This is a genomic window from Chryseomicrobium aureum (assembly GCF_016909155.1).
GTDB classification, from domain to species: Bacteria; Bacillota; Bacilli; order Bacillales_A; family Planococcaceae; genus Chryseomicrobium; species Chryseomicrobium aureum.
The window spans coordinates 14804-30171 of sequence record NZ_JAFBFG010000019.1; the positions used below are offsets into that span (position 1 = coordinate 14804).

17 protein-coding genes and 1 riboswitch are annotated in these 15368 nt (G+C 40.4%); of the genes, 9 read left to right on the forward strand and 8 right to left on the reverse strand.

Features of this window, described 5'->3' with window-relative positions; translation table 11 throughout:
• Nucleotides 1–26 precede the first annotated feature (26 nt).
• On the forward strand, nucleotides 27–362 hold the full coding sequence (locus tag JOD03_RS11480) for a hypothetical protein (protein WP_204591260.1): 336 nt from the start codon (nucleotides 27–29) through the stop codon (nucleotides 360–362).
• Here JOD03_RS11480 and JOD03_RS11485 read toward each other — a convergent pair.
• Nucleotides 359–1438: a M20 family metallopeptidase gene (locus JOD03_RS11485; protein WP_204591262.1), complete on the reverse strand. Its 1080-nt coding sequence runs from the start codon at nucleotides 1436–1438 to the stop codon at nucleotides 359–361. The genes JOD03_RS11480 and JOD03_RS11485 overlap by 4 nt on opposite strands.
• A gap of 68 nt (nucleotides 1439–1506) precedes the next feature.
• Nucleotides 1507–1597: riboswitch (TPP riboswitch) on the forward strand.
• 86 nt (nucleotides 1598–1683) lie between these two features.
• Here JOD03_RS11485 and thiT point away from each other — a divergent pair.
• Nucleotides 1684–2265, forward strand: a complete 582-nt coding sequence (gene thiT / locus JOD03_RS11490) for an energy-coupled thiamine transporter ThiT (protein WP_204591264.1) — start codon at nucleotides 1684–1686, stop codon at nucleotides 2263–2265.
• Between the two features lie 46 nt (nucleotides 2266–2311).
• Entirely contained in the window at nucleotides 2312–3061 is a 750-nt protein-coding gene (map, locus tag JOD03_RS11495; RefSeq protein WP_204591265.1) for a type I methionyl aminopeptidase, read from the forward strand.
• Nucleotides 3062–3279: 218 nt separating this feature from the next.
• Here the strand turns inward: map and JOD03_RS11500 are convergent, their stop codons facing one another.
• On the reverse strand, nucleotides 3280–3990 hold the full coding sequence (locus JOD03_RS11500) for a TspO/MBR family protein (protein WP_239584965.1): 711 nt from the start codon (nucleotides 3988–3990) through the stop codon (nucleotides 3280–3282).
• Nucleotides 3991–4160: 170 nt separating this feature from the next.
• Between JOD03_RS11500 and JOD03_RS11505 the strand changes: the two genes are divergently transcribed.
• Nucleotides 4161–5951, forward strand: a complete 1791-nt coding sequence (locus JOD03_RS11505; RefSeq protein ID WP_204591267.1) for a M3 family oligoendopeptidase — start codon at nucleotides 4161–4163, stop codon at nucleotides 5949–5951.
• A 14-nt stretch (nucleotides 5952–5965) separates the two neighbouring features.
• Nucleotides 5966–6550, forward strand: a complete 585-nt coding sequence (locus tag JOD03_RS11510; RefSeq protein WP_204591269.1) for a GNAT family N-acetyltransferase — start codon at nucleotides 5966–5968, stop codon at nucleotides 6548–6550.
• A gap of 13 nt (nucleotides 6551–6563) precedes the next feature.
• Here the strand turns inward: JOD03_RS11510 and JOD03_RS11515 are convergent, their stop codons facing one another.
• From JOD03_RS11515 to JOD03_RS11530, 4 genes are all read right to left on the reverse strand, one after another.
• Complete coding sequence (locus JOD03_RS11515) at nucleotides 6564–7127, reverse strand: beta-class carbonic anhydrase (RefSeq protein ID WP_204591271.1); 564 nt, start codon at nucleotides 7125–7127, stop codon at nucleotides 6564–6566.
• A 57-nt stretch (nucleotides 7128–7184) separates the two neighbouring features.
• Nucleotides 7185–8192 (reverse strand): rod-share determining protein MreBH, encoded by a 1008-nt coding sequence (mreBH, locus tag JOD03_RS11520; protein WP_204591272.1) that lies wholly within the window; start codon nucleotides 8190–8192, stop codon nucleotides 7185–7187.
• Nucleotides 8193–8431: 239 nt separating this feature from the next.
• On the reverse strand, nucleotides 8432–8569 hold the full coding sequence (locus tag JOD03_RS11525) for a hypothetical protein (RefSeq protein ID WP_204591273.1): 138 nt from the start codon (nucleotides 8567–8569) through the stop codon (nucleotides 8432–8434).
• Nucleotides 8570–8648: 79 nt separating this feature from the next.
• Nucleotides 8649–9878: an aminopeptidase gene (locus tag JOD03_RS11530; RefSeq protein WP_239584966.1), complete on the reverse strand. Its 1230-nt coding sequence runs from the start codon at nucleotides 9876–9878 to the stop codon at nucleotides 8649–8651.
• Nucleotides 9879–10035: 157 nt separating this feature from the next.
• Between JOD03_RS11530 and JOD03_RS11535 the strand changes: the two genes are divergently transcribed.
• Together JOD03_RS11535 and JOD03_RS11540 are read left to right on the forward strand one after the other, a co-directional pair.
• On the forward strand, nucleotides 10036–11133 hold the full coding sequence (locus JOD03_RS11535) for a PfkB family carbohydrate kinase (RefSeq protein WP_204591274.1): 1098 nt from the start codon (nucleotides 10036–10038) through the stop codon (nucleotides 11131–11133).
• Complete coding sequence (locus JOD03_RS11540) at nucleotides 11130–12041, forward strand: pseudouridine-5'-phosphate glycosidase (protein ID WP_204591275.1); 912 nt, start codon at nucleotides 11130–11132, stop codon at nucleotides 12039–12041. The genes JOD03_RS11535 and JOD03_RS11540 overlap by 4 nt, the downstream gene beginning before the upstream one ends.
• Nucleotides 12042–12073: 32 nt before the next feature.
• On the opposite strand, the gene JOD03_RS11545 is transcribed toward JOD03_RS11540, so the two are convergent.
• Together JOD03_RS11545 and JOD03_RS11550 are read right to left on the reverse strand one after the other, a co-directional pair.
• Entirely contained in the window at nucleotides 12074–12295 is a 222-nt protein-coding gene (locus tag JOD03_RS11545; protein WP_204591276.1) for a DUF1128 domain-containing protein, read from the reverse strand.
• Nucleotides 12296–12357: 62 nt separating this feature from the next.
• Nucleotides 12358–13710: an alanine/glycine:cation symporter family protein gene (locus JOD03_RS11550; protein ID WP_204591278.1), complete on the reverse strand. Its 1353-nt coding sequence runs from the start codon at nucleotides 13708–13710 to the stop codon at nucleotides 12358–12360.
• A 196-nt stretch (nucleotides 13711–13906) separates the two neighbouring features.
• Between JOD03_RS11550 and JOD03_RS11555 the strand changes: the two genes are divergently transcribed.
• Nucleotides 13907–14362 (forward strand): YtxH domain-containing protein, encoded by a 456-nt coding sequence (locus JOD03_RS11555; RefSeq protein ID WP_204591280.1) that lies wholly within the window; start codon nucleotides 13907–13909, stop codon nucleotides 14360–14362.
• A 20-nt stretch (nucleotides 14363–14382) separates the two neighbouring features.
• On the forward strand, nucleotides 14383–15348 hold the full coding sequence (locus JOD03_RS11560; protein ID WP_204591282.1) for a YihY/virulence factor BrkB family protein: 966 nt from the start codon (nucleotides 14383–14385) through the stop codon (nucleotides 15346–15348).
• Nucleotides 15349–15368: the final 20 nt, after the last annotated feature.

The following is a 15368-nucleotide window of genomic DNA, read 5'->3' on the forward strand; positions in this document are numbered from 1 at the left end:
TGAGGGGCGTGTAGGGGTTGACTCCAGTGGGATTAAAGTCGGAACGTGAGACCCCGCAGGAGCCTGCGACGAGGGAGGCTCACGCCGCGCCCTCGGAAAGCAGCCCCGGAACTCCACTCAACTCGCCTCAACTAAAAAAAGTACCCTCTCTTTTATTGTTAAAGAGAAGGTACTTTTTAAATGCTTTTTATAAAAATTACTACTTTTTAGTTGCCTTACGTGAATTTAAAAACTTTCTTACAATTGGGTACACTATAGGTGCCCACTTAATTGCTGATTTCAATAAATTAGACTTTCTCATTGTCATCTCTCCTAATGAATATCATGTTACTGATAAAATACCCCAGCATTACACTCATTAAACCTGTTCAGCCACGCCAGTATAGTAAGCGAATTCCATCAAGATATCTCGATAACGTTCCATAGAAGCAATGGAAACATACTCACCAGGACCGTGCCAATCGCCACCAGCAGGACCAAACTCAATAGCACCGGCACCAGTTACGGCGTAATGTCTTGTGTCAGCAGAACCATGTTGACCCATGATTTCTGTCTCATCCTTCATGATGTCTACTAACTGCATTACGCGAGGGTCTTCACGTTTAGTTGTGACAGCAGGCGAAATTCCTCTGCGTCGAATCTCTGCATTAGGAAAATGCTCTGTCAAAATAGCCGTTAATTGCTCTTCTACAAATTCGACAGTTTGTCCAGGAATAAAACGAATGTCATAACCAACTTCACACGTATCCGGAACCATATTAAATCGATCTCCCGCCTGAATTCGTGCTAAATTGATGGAAGAGTGCTCATAAAATTCCGAACTCTCCTTTGTCCATTCTTGCTCGAGAAGCAATTGGTGGAATCGGTGGGATTGTAAAATGGCATTATCTCCTTCCCAAGGACGAGAGCCGTGCGCCCCTTTGCCGTGGAATGTAATGAAAAATTGAGAAATACCTTTTGCCTGTAAGCCGATTTTTAAGAACGTTGGTTCACCACAGACCACAAAATCACCAGTGTAGCCTTGCTGCACGAGGTATTTTGATGTTTTCGAGCCACCCGTTTCTTCATCTGTCACTAAATGGAGCTGGACTTTTTTCGTTAAACGATCTGCGTGCTTTGAAATACCCACAAATGCAACCATCATGGCAGCACAGCCACCTTTCATATCTGCAGAGCCGCGTCCGAAAATCTTGTCGCCTTCTATATACGGTTCAAATTGTTCTTTTTTTCCTGGAACAATATCTAAATGTCCATTCCAAATAATCGTTTCATCGCCTTGTCCAAGCTCAGCAACCAACATTTTATAGCCTTCATTTTCTAAAATAGTCACTTCTACACCATGGTCTTCTAACCATTTTGCTGAAAACTCAAGAGCTCTATTTGCACCCTCTTGCGTATCACTTGGTATGCGAATTAAATCCTGGACTAAATCAATCATTTCAATCATCCTTTCAGGTCAGTTGATTAATTGTTCGTAATAAAGTAGAATGAGGGCAACTAAATAATTGTTACCACAAGGGGCGTCGCTAAGCGGCTGAGACAGTACCCTTCGAACCTGGAAGTTCATACTTGCGTAGGGATGTGGATAGAAACTGATGTTTATGACGTCTGGCTCTGTCCAGAGGTCATTTTTTTATTGTTTACCCATTCTTGCAGGTAAGGTAACAGGAAATGGAGAAATTCATGAGAAATCAAAAAATCATCATCATGATTGAAATTGCTTTATTGGCTGCCCTTGGATTTGTTTTGGACAGAATTGGATTTGGAATGCCGCAAGGGGGAAGTGTTACATTTGTATTGGTCCCAATCATTTTGATTGCTTTCAGAAGAGGAGTTTTAGCGGGACTGATCACAGGTTTATTAATCGGGTTGTTGCAACTCGCAACTGGAAATGTCTACTTTGCGCCACTTAGTTTTGAAATCGTCATTATTCAAGTGTTTATGGATTACTTCTTGGCTTTCATGGTAGCAGGTTTCGCAGGCCTATTCCGACCCGCTTTTTTACGTGCATATCAACAAAATAAGCAAAGTGGCATGGTCCGGGCGGTACTATTGGGTTCTATTCTTGCTGCAGTATTACGGTATATTGTGCATGTACTTAGTGGGATTTTCTTTTTTGGAGAGTTTGCAGGGGATCAAAATGTCGTCTTATATTCTTTAATCTATAATGCAACATACATGAGTGTTGTTCTCGTCTTTGCTGCTTTCATTTGTACAGTACTACTTGTAAAAGCACCGCGCCTTGTAATGCCTCAATCGGTATAAAATGTGCTATGATAGCAGGTAGTCAAAGAAGAAAGGGTTCGAACACATGATTATTCAAACACCACAAGAGTTAGAAGGATTGAAAAAGATAAGTCGCATTGTTGCAGAGATTCGTGACACGATGAAGGACGCTGCGAAACCTGGGATGACGACAAAAGAATTAGATGAAATCGGTGCAAAGCTTTTTGAAGAAAAAGGCGCTGTCTCGGCACCGATTGCAGAGTATGATTTTCCAGGACATACATGCATTAGTGTCAATGAAGAGGTTGCTCATGGTATTCCGGGAAGTCGCATTTTACAAGAAGGTGACCTTGTGAACATAGATGTTTCTGGTAAGTGTGATGGATTTTATGCGGATACAGGAATTTCTTTTGTCCTTGGACAAGCCGATGAAGAAAAGCAAAAGTTAATCGATGTGGCACAACAAGCATTTGATCGTGCAATGTTGAAAGTGAAAGCTGGCGCAAAGTTGAACCAAATCGGTAAGGCTGTTGAACGTGAAGCAAAATCAAACGGTCTTACAGTCATTATGAACTTGACAGGTCATGGCGTAGGTCGCTCGTTGCACGAGGCGCCCCAACACATTTTGAACTATTATGATGCATGGGAGCCAACAATATTAAAAGAGGGAATGGTATTAGCAGTTGAACCATTTATCTCTCAAAAAGCAGAGTCCATCATGGAACTTGGAGACGGCTGGACATTTGTCACACCTGATCGATCATTAGTAGCTCAAGTCGAGCATACGATTGTGGTAACAAAAGATGCGCCACTCATCTTAACAAAGCTTGATTGAGAAAAAATGATAAAGAAAAGGAGTTTCTCATAAATTGAGTAACTCCTTTTTTTATGGTGTTGGGTGTGTAGGGGAAGCGTTCCGCGGGCGCGGGCTGAGCCAAGGTCTCAGCTTCCGCTTTAAATCCCGCTGGAGTCACCCCTACCCACTTTTCAATTTTGAGATTTCAACTATTTCTTTATACGAATCAGTTTGTCTCAACTTCTATTAACATGAGCTTAAGGCTTTCTAAACGGTTTATTCAGATAGAAAATTCCTGCCACTAAGACCGCACTTAAAAACAAAGCAGCAGCAGATACGAGCAACTCATCAAACCCTAATCTTACGGCGATGCCAATAAACGCCCAAATGAACACCAACTGCATAATTCGGTCATAGTAGTGATAGCGGAAATGCAGAGCTAATGCTGTGGCGAAAGTCAGCACAAATACTGTCCATAATTGGTCAGATAGTCCAAAACCGTTCCATTCATAGTACGTCAACACGTAAGAAATATTAGCTACAAGAGCTACATTCACCCATCCTAAATACACTGATATCGGACCACGCTCTTTCCAGTCAGATCCTTTTCTTGGATATGTCACGTATAACAGCGCCAATACAGTTACTAGACCTACCATCATGACAAGGGTCACTAAAAAGTATTCATAATGCCATGTCAAAATCCATGCACAATTAAATACACAACTAGCCAAGAACAGACCAGTCCTTTTCCAGCTAGGCTCAGTGCCTCTTTTTCGTAGTACGACTTGGTAACCAATCCAAATCACTAACAGAATGTAAATTACGCTCCAGATAGAAAATACATAACCTGCGGGTGTAAATAGGACCGGAAGTCGGTTTGAAATCTCACCAGTAGTTTGACCGTTGATTGGAAGGATATTCGCAAGCGCATTTATCGCAATTGTTGCAGCGAGACCGAGTCCCATTAAAATAAGCTTTAAAATAATAATCCCTCCTTTTTCTAGTTACTAGTATACAGGTGTTACTTGGAAATTAGAATTGAACCCTTTGTGAACAAGTAAGAATGATTGAAATGTTGAGAAAATTAAAGCCTTTCATGATATACTTAGGGAGACGAAATGAAAGGGGAATAACTATGACAGTAACTACATACCCACTTGTATGGGATCTTGACACATTTTTTCCAGGAGGTTCAGATTCTCCACAACTAGCAAGCCATCTAGAGCAAGTTGAGGCTAAGATTGAAGCGTTTGAATCACAGCTCGCTAGTCTAGAAACTCCGCAATCGGCTTCTGAATCTAAAGCAATGCGTGATATCATCGAACAACTGAAAGATGTTGCAACGAACTTATCAGAAGCAGGAGCGACGATTGGTTGTTTCTTAGCCCAAGATACAACTGACAAAAAAGCAGCATTATTACAAGGGCAGGTTAGTAGCTTAGGTGCTCGTCTTGGCACAATCCTGATGACGATACAACAGAAGTGGTCTAAAACAGATGAATCGGTTTGGACAGAACTTATAGCTTCTGAAGAATTAAACGAATTCGAATTTATTTTAAATGAATGGCGTGAAAAAGCGGCAAAAAAATTATCGCAAGAAGAAGAGGCACTGATCACTTCTTTAGGCGTCGATGGGTATCAAGGATGGGGTCAGCTTTATGATCTACTAATTGCTGACATGAAGGTTGCTGTCACAGTAGAAGGTGTTGAAAAGAAGCTTTCAATTGGGCAAGCAAGCAATCTATACTCTCATGAAAATCCAGAAGTTCGTAAAGCAGTAAAAGAAGCTTTAGAAAAAGCATTTGAAGAAAAAGAAGAATTCTTTGCTAAAACATTGAATCATTTAGCTGGTTACCGTCTAGCTGTTTACAAAAAACGCGGTTGGAATGATGTGCTAGATGAGCCGCTTTCAATCAATCGCATGAGTCAGGAAACGTTAGACGCAATGTGGGGCGCGATTACAGACGGAAAAGAACCTTTCGTAAAGTATTTAACGAAAAAAGCAAAACTTTTGGGTACTGAAAAAATCCATTGGCATGATATGGATGCGCCGATTGGTGAATCTGCAAAAACTATGGATTATCAACAAGGTGCTGAGTTCATTCTTAAGCATTTTAAACAATTTGGTCCTGAGCTTGAGTCATTTTCTCGCCATGCATTTGAAAATGGCTGGATTGAAGCAGAAGACCGTGACAACAAACGTCCGGGTGGTTTTTGTACAGGGATGCCTGTATCACAAGAGTCACGTATCTTTATGACATATAGCGGTTCGATGTCGAATGTATCGACACTTGCCCATGAACTCGGTCACGCTTTCCATTCGTATGCATTGCGACCAGTTCATTGGTTGAATCGTCAATACGCTATGGGTGTAGCAGAGACGGCATCCACGTTTGCTGAAATGATTGTTGCAGATGCGGCTGTTGCAGATGCGACTTCAAAAGAAGAGAAAGCAGCTCTGCTTGAAGACAAAATTCAACGTAGTGTCGCATTCTTCATGAATATTCATTCGCGCTTCCTATTTGAAACACGTTTCTATGAAGAGCGTAAAAAAGGGATTGTAGCAAGTAGCCGTTTGAATGAACTGATGGCAGAAGCCCAACAAGAGGCTTATGCAGGGGCACTTGCAGATACGCACCCACACTTCTGGGCATCGAAGTTGCATTTTTACATTACAGGTGTACCATTCTACAACTTCCCGTATACGTTTGGATACTTATTCAGCCTTTCCATTTATGCAAAAGCAAAAGAAGAAGGTTCTTCATTTGAAGAAAAGTATATTGCTTTACTTCGTGATACAGCAATCATGTCGGTTGAAGATTTAGCGAAAAAGCATTTAAATGAAGATATCACGAAAAAAGACTTCTGGGCAAAAGGCATCGCTCTTTGTCACGCAGATGTTGAGGAATTCTTAAGCCTCGTGTAACAGGAGGAATGTAGATGATTCGATTAGATGGACAGCGCTGTATCTGTAAGACGTTTCAATTAAGTGATGCAGCAATTCTCGCTCAGCTTGTTCGAGACAACAAAGACTACTGGGGCCGATTTGAACCTGTCCATAGAGACTCGTATTATACAGCCATCATTCAACGGGAAAAGATACGAGAAACCCTAAAGTTAATGAAGGAGCAACGCGAATACAGCTTTGGCATTTACACGAAAGACACCTTCAAGCTTGTGGGGACCATTTCTTTGTATAGTATCAAAAGAATGCCTTTTCTAAGCGGAATGATTGGCTATGCGATTGATCAACAAGAGATTGGTAAAGGCTATGCTCAAGAAGCCATTCAATTGGTCTCAGAGTTTGCGTTTAGTCAGGTTCAGCTAAACCGAGTCGAAGCATATGTATCTCCATACAATGAGCCGTCTGTCCATTTGTTAAAGAAAACGGGCTTTTATGAAGAGGGATATCTCAATCAACTGCTCTATATCAACGGCAATTGGATGGATCATTTATTATTTGCTCAGACGAAAACAGATTTTCAAGCACGACACTATGCAAAACAAAAAGACTCGTCCACGTGACGAGTCTTTTTGATTAGTCTTTTGTTCCGTCATGGACAAGGTCTAATTTGCCTGTCGCAGGATCAATAATCAAGCCATGGACTTTGATTGTTGGTATTAAAAGTGGATGGTTTTTAATCATATCCACACTGTGTTGCACACTATCCGCAACATTGTCGAAGCCTTCTAACCATTCATGTACATTGACACCAGCATTGGTTAAAATATCGACTGTAGAGGCATCTACACCACGACCTATCATTGAATCAATCATTGCATTCGGATCTACAGAAGCCATCCCGCAATCATGGTGACCAATTACAAAGATTTCCTCTGCTTGAAGGGCATACACAGCTACTAATAAACTACGCATAATACCGCCGAATGGGTGATTGATGATAGCACCTGCACTTTTAACAATTTTCACGTCTCCATTTTGGATATTCAGTGATTTTGGTAAAAGCTCAACTAAGCGAGTATCCATACAGGAAAGAATCACCATTTTTTTGTTCGGGAATTTCGTTGTTGCATAAGGTTCATACTCTTTGTTGCGAACGAAGCTTTCATTATAAGCTAAAATTTCGTGTAAATTAGACATAAAAAAACACTCCCTTCTTCATCATTAGTATACTAGAAGAAAGGAGTGTTTGGCGAATTATTTTGCAGCTTTTACGCGCTTAAATTTAGGCATAACCGTTTTACCTGTACCAATGACAACTGCATGTAAAGGCTCTGGTGCCAAATTCACAGGCACATCGATAACAGTACTCAACCACTCACTGATGTCTTTTAATAGTGCGCCTCCACCTGTCAAGACGACACCGTGATCTACGATATCACCTGAGAGTTCAGGAGGACATACTTCTAATGTAGCACGGATTGCTTCAAGGATAATCTCCAGAGATTCCCGCAACACTTCTTGGATTTCATCAGAAGACAAAGTGACGGATTTAGGAAGGCCTGTAACGACATCACGACCTGTAACAGTTAATTGCTCTACTTCATGAGGCACGAGTGCATGGCCAATCTCATGTTTAATTTCTTCTGCAGTTGGTTCACCGATTAAGATGTTGTACTGTTTGCGTACGTACATGATAATGGCTTCATTCATACTGTCTCCCGCAGCTTTTGTAGTATTGGATGCAACCACTCCACCAAATGAGATGATGCCAACTTCTGTTGTTCCACCACCGATATCCACGATCATACTTGCGACAGGTTCGTGAACTGGAAGGTCGGATCCAATTGCAGCGGCAACAGGCTCTTCTACTAAATATACTTCTTTGGCACCGCTTTGACGCGCTGCATCTTCAATTGCACGACGTTCAACTGAAGTAGCTCCAGATGGAGTGCAGATTGCAACGGTAGGTTTTCGTAAAGCGGTTCCGAGTTTCTTACTCGCTTGCTCCATAATGAGTTTCAATAATTGAGTCGTTCGTTCAAAATCAGCAATCACACCTTCACGTAAAGGACGAATAATTTCAATAGACTTGGGTGTTTTACCAATCATTTTTTTGGCTTGTTCTCCAAACGCAACTATCGAACCCGTGTTTTTATCTATCGCTACTACTGTAGGCTCATTTAATATAATACCTTTTGTATTTGAATAAACTAACGTATTGGCAGTACCTAGATCAATACCAATTTGAATGTTTTGGAACATAGTGACATCCTCCTCTTTCTAAGACGTTCCTATTATATAAGAAGGGGAGGGTTAGTTCACTTGGCAAATAATGGAGTGTTTCAATGGTTGCGTTAAAAAAGAGGAGAAAAGACATACCTAGAGCTTAAAATGTAAGGCATTAGGAGTGGAAATTCATAGTTCCGTAAATGTTTTGTTACGCAATTGTAAATGAAAAGTAAGTTCATGACATGAAAAAAAGAGCTGAAAAATCAGCTCTTTTAGTAATGCTCTGGACGTGGATCGATTTTCTCTGCATCGTGCGAATCCATTGCTGTATTAAAGTAATACATCATTACAGAACCCGCGATACCCATGACAGTTAGAAAACCAAAAACCGTTGCTAAAAATAGACCCATGGTTTTTCACCTCTTCTGAGATTCTACATGTAGTATACATGATTTTAGATCAAAAAGGTAGGTCACAAATGTGAACAGATTAAAATGCCCAATTTCCTTTACGGAAAATCGCTTCTTTTGTTCCGTCTTCAAGGATGCCATCAATCGCCATTTCGTCTGAACCGATCATAAAGTCAACATGTGTAATACTCTCATTTAGACCGTGCTCTGCCAATTCTTCTTGCGACATAGTTTTTCCGCCTTCTAAACAGAAAGCATACGCTGAACCGATTGCTAAATGGTTCGATGCATTTTCATCAAACAATGTGTTGTAGAAGAGAATGTTCGAGTTTGAAATCGGTGAATCGTGTGGGACTAGTGCGACTTCACCTAGGCGATGAGAGCCTTCGTCAGTTTCAACTAGTTTTTTCAGTACCTCTTCTCCTTCTTTTGCCTCTACTTGCGTAATACGGCCATTTTCAAATGTCAGCTTGAAGTCATCTATAATATTTCCACCATAGCTGAGTGGTTTCGTACTCGACACATAGCCATTCACACCGTCTTTATGTGGCACAGTAAAAACTTCTTCTGTAGGCATATTAGCCATAAAGCTTTCGCCTTTTTCATTTGTGCTACTTGCTCCTGCCCATAAGTGACCAGTAGGTAGATCAATTGTTAAATCCGTTCCTGGTGCAGTGTAATGAAGCGATTTATACTTCTTATTGTTCAGATAGTCGACTTTTTCATGAAGCGTCTTATCATGATCTGCCCATGCTTGAACCGGGTCTGCTTGATCTGCACGTACGGCTTTAAATATGGCTTCCCATAATAAATCCACTTGCTTTTCTGAAGGTGCATCTGGGAATACTTTAGCTGCCCAGCCTTGTGATGGAGCGGCAATCACTGTCCAGCTGATTTTATCAGATTGGACATACTGACGATAGTTTGAAAGGGCCTTACCAGCTGTCTTTTGGAAAGTCGCGATCTTTGTTGAGTCAATTCCTTTTAATAAATCGGGACTTTGCGAAACGATGTTCATGAATGCAGCGCCTTTTTCTGCGAGTTGTTCACGCTCCATAACTTTCCACTCAGGGAAGAAGTCGAAAGAGTCTGCTGGAGCATGTTCGTAGCGTATACGTGCCAATTGATCATCAGAAAGGTCAACAAAGACTTGTTTTGCCCCTACTTCGTAAGCCTTTTTTGTTACAGCACGCGTGAACTCCAGCGTATCTGTAGAAGCTGCAATGTAAAGATATTGACCAGGTTGAATATTCACACCGATCTCAACAGCGAGTGCTGCATAATTTTCAAGTAATTTATCAAATGACATGATGTTCCTCCTTAAATTCAAGACTAGTTTAAGAATAGCAGGTTAAAGGGAATCTGTGCAACGGTCTAGATTTAATTTAATTAAACAATGACAACGCTTGCTATTTTTTAAACAATAGTTTATTATATAAACAAATGTTTAAAAGGGTGGTGAAATCATGTATACAGAAAAAGAACTTCAGTTACTCGATTTAATTCGAACTAATCCTTATGCCAGTCAAGTAGAACTTGCAGAAAAACTTCACTTGTCTAGGCCATCTATAGCAAATTTAATTTCCGGATTAACAAAAAGTGGTGCCATCAAGGGACGTGCCTATGTACTGGCGGAAACGAATTCGATTTTAGTTTTTGGTGGTATGAACATCGATAGAAAAATGATTGTCAAAGATCAACTCGTCTTTCATACTTCAAACCCTGTTACTAGTTATCAGACGGCTGGAGGAGTAGCGCGCAATATAGCGGAGAACTTAGGGAGACTTGGCCATGAAGTTAAACTATTGAGTGCAGCTGGAAAAGATTTAGAGTTTGAATTCCTTCGTGAGAAGACCGCCCAGTGGGCAGACATGCACTATTGTCTTCAGAGTGAAAATGAACGAACAGGAACCTATACAGCGATACTTGATCAACAAGGGGAGATGCAACTTGCACTTGCCGATATGGAAATTTATAAGTCCATTACACCGGAGTGGATTTTACAGAATGAAAACCTGTTCCCAAATGCCAGTCTTATTGTAATCGACTTGAATATTGAAAAAGATTCTATTACGACATTGCTTCACTTAGCCAAGCGATATAAAGTTCCGGTTGCCATCGTTCCAGTCTCTGGACCAAAGATGAAAAATCTACCGGAGGATTTATCGGGTGTAGAGTGGTTAATCTGCAATCATGGGGAAGCAGAACTCGTTACAAGTCTTCAAATAAATGATCAAAAGTCTCTCAAAAAAGCCCATCAAGTACTTCAAGAGCGCGGCATTCGTAAAACAGTCATCACCAACGGAGAGAACGGTATTTCTTACTCAGAAAACGATAAAGTAGAGAAAATGTCTGCGATGAAGCCTAAGCAGGTTGTAGATGTTACTGGGGCAGGAGATTCATTTGTCGCGGCTACATTGCATTGTTGGCTCAAAACTGGAACGATAGAACCGGCATTAAAAGCAGGGCTGTTAAATGCAACAAAGACGTTAGAGTCAAATTACACAGTACGACCAGAACTCACAGAAGAAGGTTTAATAAAAGAAATGGAGGAATTAAAATGAAGCATTTAGTAGATTACACACAAGAGGTCAAAGAGGCATTAGAAAGCGGTAAAGCAGTAGTCGCTCTAGAGTCCACAATTATTTCGCACGGTATGCCGTACCCGGAAAACGTAAAGATGGCCAAAGAAGTGGAGCAAGTCATCCGTGAAAACGAAGCAGTGCCTGCAACAATTGCACTAATGGACGGACGCATTAAAATTGGTTTAACAGATGAAGACTTAGAGCTTCTTGCAACAAGTCAGAATGTACGAAAAACATCACGTCGTGATTTAGCTTATGTATTATCGGAAAAAGAAATTGGCGCAACAACAGTTGCAACAACAATGATTTGTGCAGAACTTGCGGGTATTCAAGTATTTGTTACTGGTGGTATTGGCGGGGTTCACCGTGGAGCCGAAACGACAATGGATATTTCAGCGGACCTTGAAGAGCTAGCGCAAACGAATGTAGCGGTCATTTGTGCAGGTGCAAAATCAATCTTAGACATTGGTTTAACTCTTGAGTACCTAGAAACAAAAGGTGTACCAGTAGTCGGGTACGGAACGGATGCATTCCCGGCTTTCTATTCAGCGACTAGCCAGTTCAAATCAAACTTTCGTGTCGATTCTCCAGAACAAGTAGCGGAAATGCTCAAAATGAAGTGGGGAATGGGACTACAAGGTGGAGCAGTGATTGCAAATCCGATTCCGGATGAGTCATCATTAGATGAAAAGGAAATTACAGCGATCATTGAAGATGCGCTCCAACAAGCAGAAGCACAAGGAGTGAAAGGGAAAGATGTAACACCATTCCTGCTTGGCAAAGTGAAAGAGTTAACAGAAGGAAAATCTTTAGAAGCTAATATCGCTCTTGTTATGAACAATGCGCGTGTTGGTGCAGAAATCGCAAAGGCCTATAGCACTAACTAAAAAACAGGCAGCCCTCTTGAGGGCGCCTGTTTTTAGTTTCGTAAATTTCCAAGCTCTGAAGCGATTGCTTGCATTTCACTTGGACTGAATGAGTCACGCTTTGAAACCATTTCATAAAGATAACACAAGTCCTCATATTCAGAGGCTGTAAAATCTTCAGCTTTCATTGCATCCACATTGACCATTCGTAGCTTATCTTTGATTGCATTGATCATATACGTGATGTTTTCTTTAGATGGTTGAGTGAGATCCATACTGTACCGCCTTTCTCGTTCATCCATCTATCATTCCACGCTATGAGATGGTTGTCAATAGACTAAGCCTGTGCTTTTTCTTCTTTTAATTTTTCACGAATTAACTTCGTCTCATAGGCAATTACTCCAGATAATCCGAGTAAACCGATTAAGTTAGGAATCGCCATCATCCCGTTTGCAACGTCAGAGAACGTCCAAATCAAATCTAGAGAAATGACAGATCCTACAAATACCATTGCTATAAACAACAAACGGTAAACAATTAGTAATGATGGATTTTTAAATAAGTATTGGAAACACTTCTCTCCATAATACGCCCATCCTAAAATTGTAGAAGATGCAAAGAAAATCAAACCAATTGCAACAATGATTGGTCCAACATCACCTAAGAAATAACCAAATGCATTAGATGTAAGTGTTCCAGCACCAGCTTGATCCGTAGTTGTGTAAAGACCAGACATAACGATTGTGATACCCGTGATTGAACAGATGATGATTGTATCAAAGAATACTTGCGTCATCGAGATTAAACCTTGACGACCAGGTAAGTCTGTCTTAGCAGCGGCAGCCGCAATCGGAGCAGATCCTAGTCCAGCTTCATTTGAGAAGACACCGCGAGCTACCCCGTAACGGATTGCAGCACCGATAGCACCACCTGCAGCAGCCTCAGTCGAGAATGCCATTTCGATGATTGTCATAACAGCACCTGGAACTTCCGTAACATTAAGAATCATAATCAAAAGCCCACTAAATACATAGAACACAGCCATAACTGGTACGAATACAGAAGTTACTTTACCGATGGATTTAATACCGCCGATAATAACTAAAGCCGCAAATACCATTAGAACAAGGCCGGTTACCCAGTTTGGAACGTTAAACGTATTGTTCACAACATTTGCAACGGAGTTCGATTGTGTACCATTACCGATACCGAATGCTGCAAGAGCTCCGAAAATCGCGAATAGGACAGCTAACCATTTTTGCTTCAACCCGTGTTCTAAGTAGTACATCGGGCCTCCAGCCATTTCACCATTGGCATCTTTCACACGGTATTTTACAGCGAGTACCGCTTCACCATATTTTGTCGCCATTCCGAATACGGCTGACAGCCACATCCAAAAAACAGCACCAGGTCCCCCAAGAACGATTGCAGTTGCAACCCCTACGATATTACCTGTACCTACAGTAGCAGCAAGTGCAGTGGTTAACGCCTGGAATTGAGAGATATCTCCCTGAGCGGTCTTATCGTGCTTTTTAGAGAAAGTTTGCTTCAATGCTGCAGGTAACATGAAAATTTGTAAAAGTCCTAAACGAAATGTTAAATAAATACCTGTACCTACAATTAAGATTAACAATGGTGGTCCCCAAACCACGTCAGAAATTGCACCTAAAACATCATAGATTGCGTCCATATGTATCCCCCTTTGTTGTATCTTTCAATAAAGCAACTATCCTCCTATATAGTAGATGCCGTACATATAACTAATATTCATAAAATTCTGCACTCTAGTCAAGACAATTTTTTTGAATCTAGTCGTTTCGTTGAATTTGTCTAAGGGTATAATAGATTATATTATGAAATAAATAATGATTTTGGAGGCGTTCTAAATGGGACAAAGTAAATTTTCTAAAGGTATTTTATTTGGAGCATTAGCAGGAGCTGCTATTAGCTTACTGGATCGTCAAACGCGTGAAGTTATGAAAACTCGTGCACGATCTGCGCAGGAGAGAGCACGATACTACAGTGAAAATCGTGAAATTTTAAAACATGATATTGAAATGAAAATTAATCATTACAAATCTCTATACGAAAAATTATCTCAAGATGCACAGTATCTTTCTTCTCAAGTAAATGAAGTCAAGCAGATTGCCCCTCAAGTTCAAACGTTATTTTCAGAAACAAAAGATACATTTAGTTCTTCAAAAGAAGAATATAAAGAAATGATTTCTGAAGCATCAAATGAAGCAATACAAGAACAAGAAGCATCACATGATCCACATATGCAACAACAAACTCCAGAATATGCTGAAAAGTATGGTGAAAACGAAAAAAAGAATGGCTAATTCATGAGGATGTGATGCAAATGGAGGAGACTCCAAAAAATCAGAATAACAATGAAGAACCTTCATCAAGAGCAACGGACTGGAAAGAGAAATTAACCTTTATGAAGTTTGGTAAGAATAAGGAAAAGAAAACTACAGAAACCTATGACCCGACTACGTTAAAAGGATTTTTTCAAGATCTTCTTCAACATATCCAAAGGTCGGATGTTACAGCATTAGGTGCACAACTAGCATTCTTTTTCTTACTCTCATTATTTCCTTTACTAATCTTTATGGTTACTCTACTTCCTTTTTTAAATTTGCCAGAAGATCAACTATTTCAGTTTTTGAGGGAATATGCACCAGCAGATGTGTACGGGTTACTTGAAGGGACGTTAACAGAGGTTTTGCAAAACCGGAATGGTGGATTATTATCACTCGGTATTTTGGGAACGATTTGGTCTGCTTCCAATGGTGTCAATGCTATAATGAAATCACTCAATAAATCATATGGTTTAGAAGAATCTAGACCCTTTTTCATTGTAAGAGGACTTTCAGTACTATTTACGATTCTAATTATTGGGTTATTCGTTATTGCATTGCTTCTGCCGATTTTTGGTGAACAAATAGGGGTATTTTTGTTCTCGTTTTTGGGCTTAGATGACATGTTCTTAACCGTGTGGAATAGCATACGCTTTATCATTCCTCCGTTTATTATTTTCTTGGTTCTGACAGCTCTTTACTGGCTTGTCCCAAATGCAAAACTGTATTTAAAGAGTGTCATTCCAGGTGGTTTATTCGCCACAGTGGGATGGATCATCGTATCTTTAGCATTTTCTTTCTATGTTAGTAATTTTGCAAATTATACAGCTACATATGGAAGTTTAGGTGCAATTATTGTACTGATGATGTGGCTTTACTTCTCAGGAACGATTTTGATGATTGGTGGACAAATTAACGCGGTCATGCAAGAGAGAAGAGAACGATTAGATGCTAAGCAAGTATAGACTAAAAAAACAGCTAGCTC

Excerpts from the sequence above, each read along its gene's own strand:
- JOD03_RS11485 (WP_204591262.1), bottom strand. The coding sequence starts at position 1,438 with ATGATTGATTTAGTCCAGGATTTAATTCGCATACCAAGTGATACGCAA.
- thiT (WP_204591264.1), top strand. The coding sequence starts at position 1,684 with ATGAGAAATCAAAAAATCATCATCATGATTGAAATTGCTTTATTGGCT.
- map (WP_204591265.1), top strand. The coding sequence starts at position 2,312 with ATGATTATTCAAACACCACAAGAGTTAGAAGGATTGAAAAAGATAAGT.
- JOD03_RS11500 (WP_239584965.1), bottom strand. The coding sequence starts at position 3,990 with ATGGGACTCGGTCTCGCTGCAACAATTGCGATAAATGCGCTTGCGAAT.
- JOD03_RS11505 (WP_204591267.1), top strand. The coding sequence starts at position 4,161 with ATGACAGTAACTACATACCCACTTGTATGGGATCTTGACACATTTTTT.
- JOD03_RS11510 (WP_204591269.1), top strand. The coding sequence starts at position 5,966 with ATGATTCGATTAGATGGACAGCGCTGTATCTGTAAGACGTTTCAATTA.
- JOD03_RS11515 (WP_204591271.1), bottom strand. The coding sequence starts at position 7,127 with ATGTCTAATTTACACGAAATTTTAGCTTATAATGAAAGCTTCGTTCGC.
- mreBH (WP_204591272.1), bottom strand. The coding sequence starts at position 8,192 with ATGTTCCAAAACATTCAAATTGGTATTGATCTAGGTACTGCCAATACG.
- JOD03_RS11525 (WP_204591273.1), bottom strand. The coding sequence starts at position 8,569 with ATGGGTCTATTTTTAGCAACGGTTTTTGGTTTTCTAACTGTCATGGGT.
- JOD03_RS11530 (WP_239584966.1), bottom strand. The coding sequence starts at position 9,878 with ATGTCATTTGATAAATTACTTGAAAATTATGCAGCACTCGCTGTTGAG.
- JOD03_RS11535 (WP_204591274.1), top strand. The coding sequence starts at position 10,036 with ATGTATACAGAAAAAGAACTTCAGTTACTCGATTTAATTCGAACTAAT.
- JOD03_RS11540 (WP_204591275.1), top strand. The coding sequence starts at position 11,130 with ATGAAGCATTTAGTAGATTACACACAAGAGGTCAAAGAGGCATTAGAA.
- JOD03_RS11545 (WP_204591276.1), bottom strand. The coding sequence starts at position 12,295 with ATGGATCTCACTCAACCATCTAAAGAAAACATCACGTATATGATCAAT.
- JOD03_RS11550 (WP_204591278.1), bottom strand. The coding sequence starts at position 13,710 with ATGGACGCAATCTATGATGTTTTAGGTGCAATTTCTGACGTGGTTTGG.
- JOD03_RS11555 (WP_204591280.1), top strand. The coding sequence starts at position 13,907 with ATGGGACAAAGTAAATTTTCTAAAGGTATTTTATTTGGAGCATTAGCA.
- JOD03_RS11560 (WP_204591282.1), top strand. The coding sequence starts at position 14,383 with ATGGAGGAGACTCCAAAAAATCAGAATAACAATGAAGAACCTTCATCA.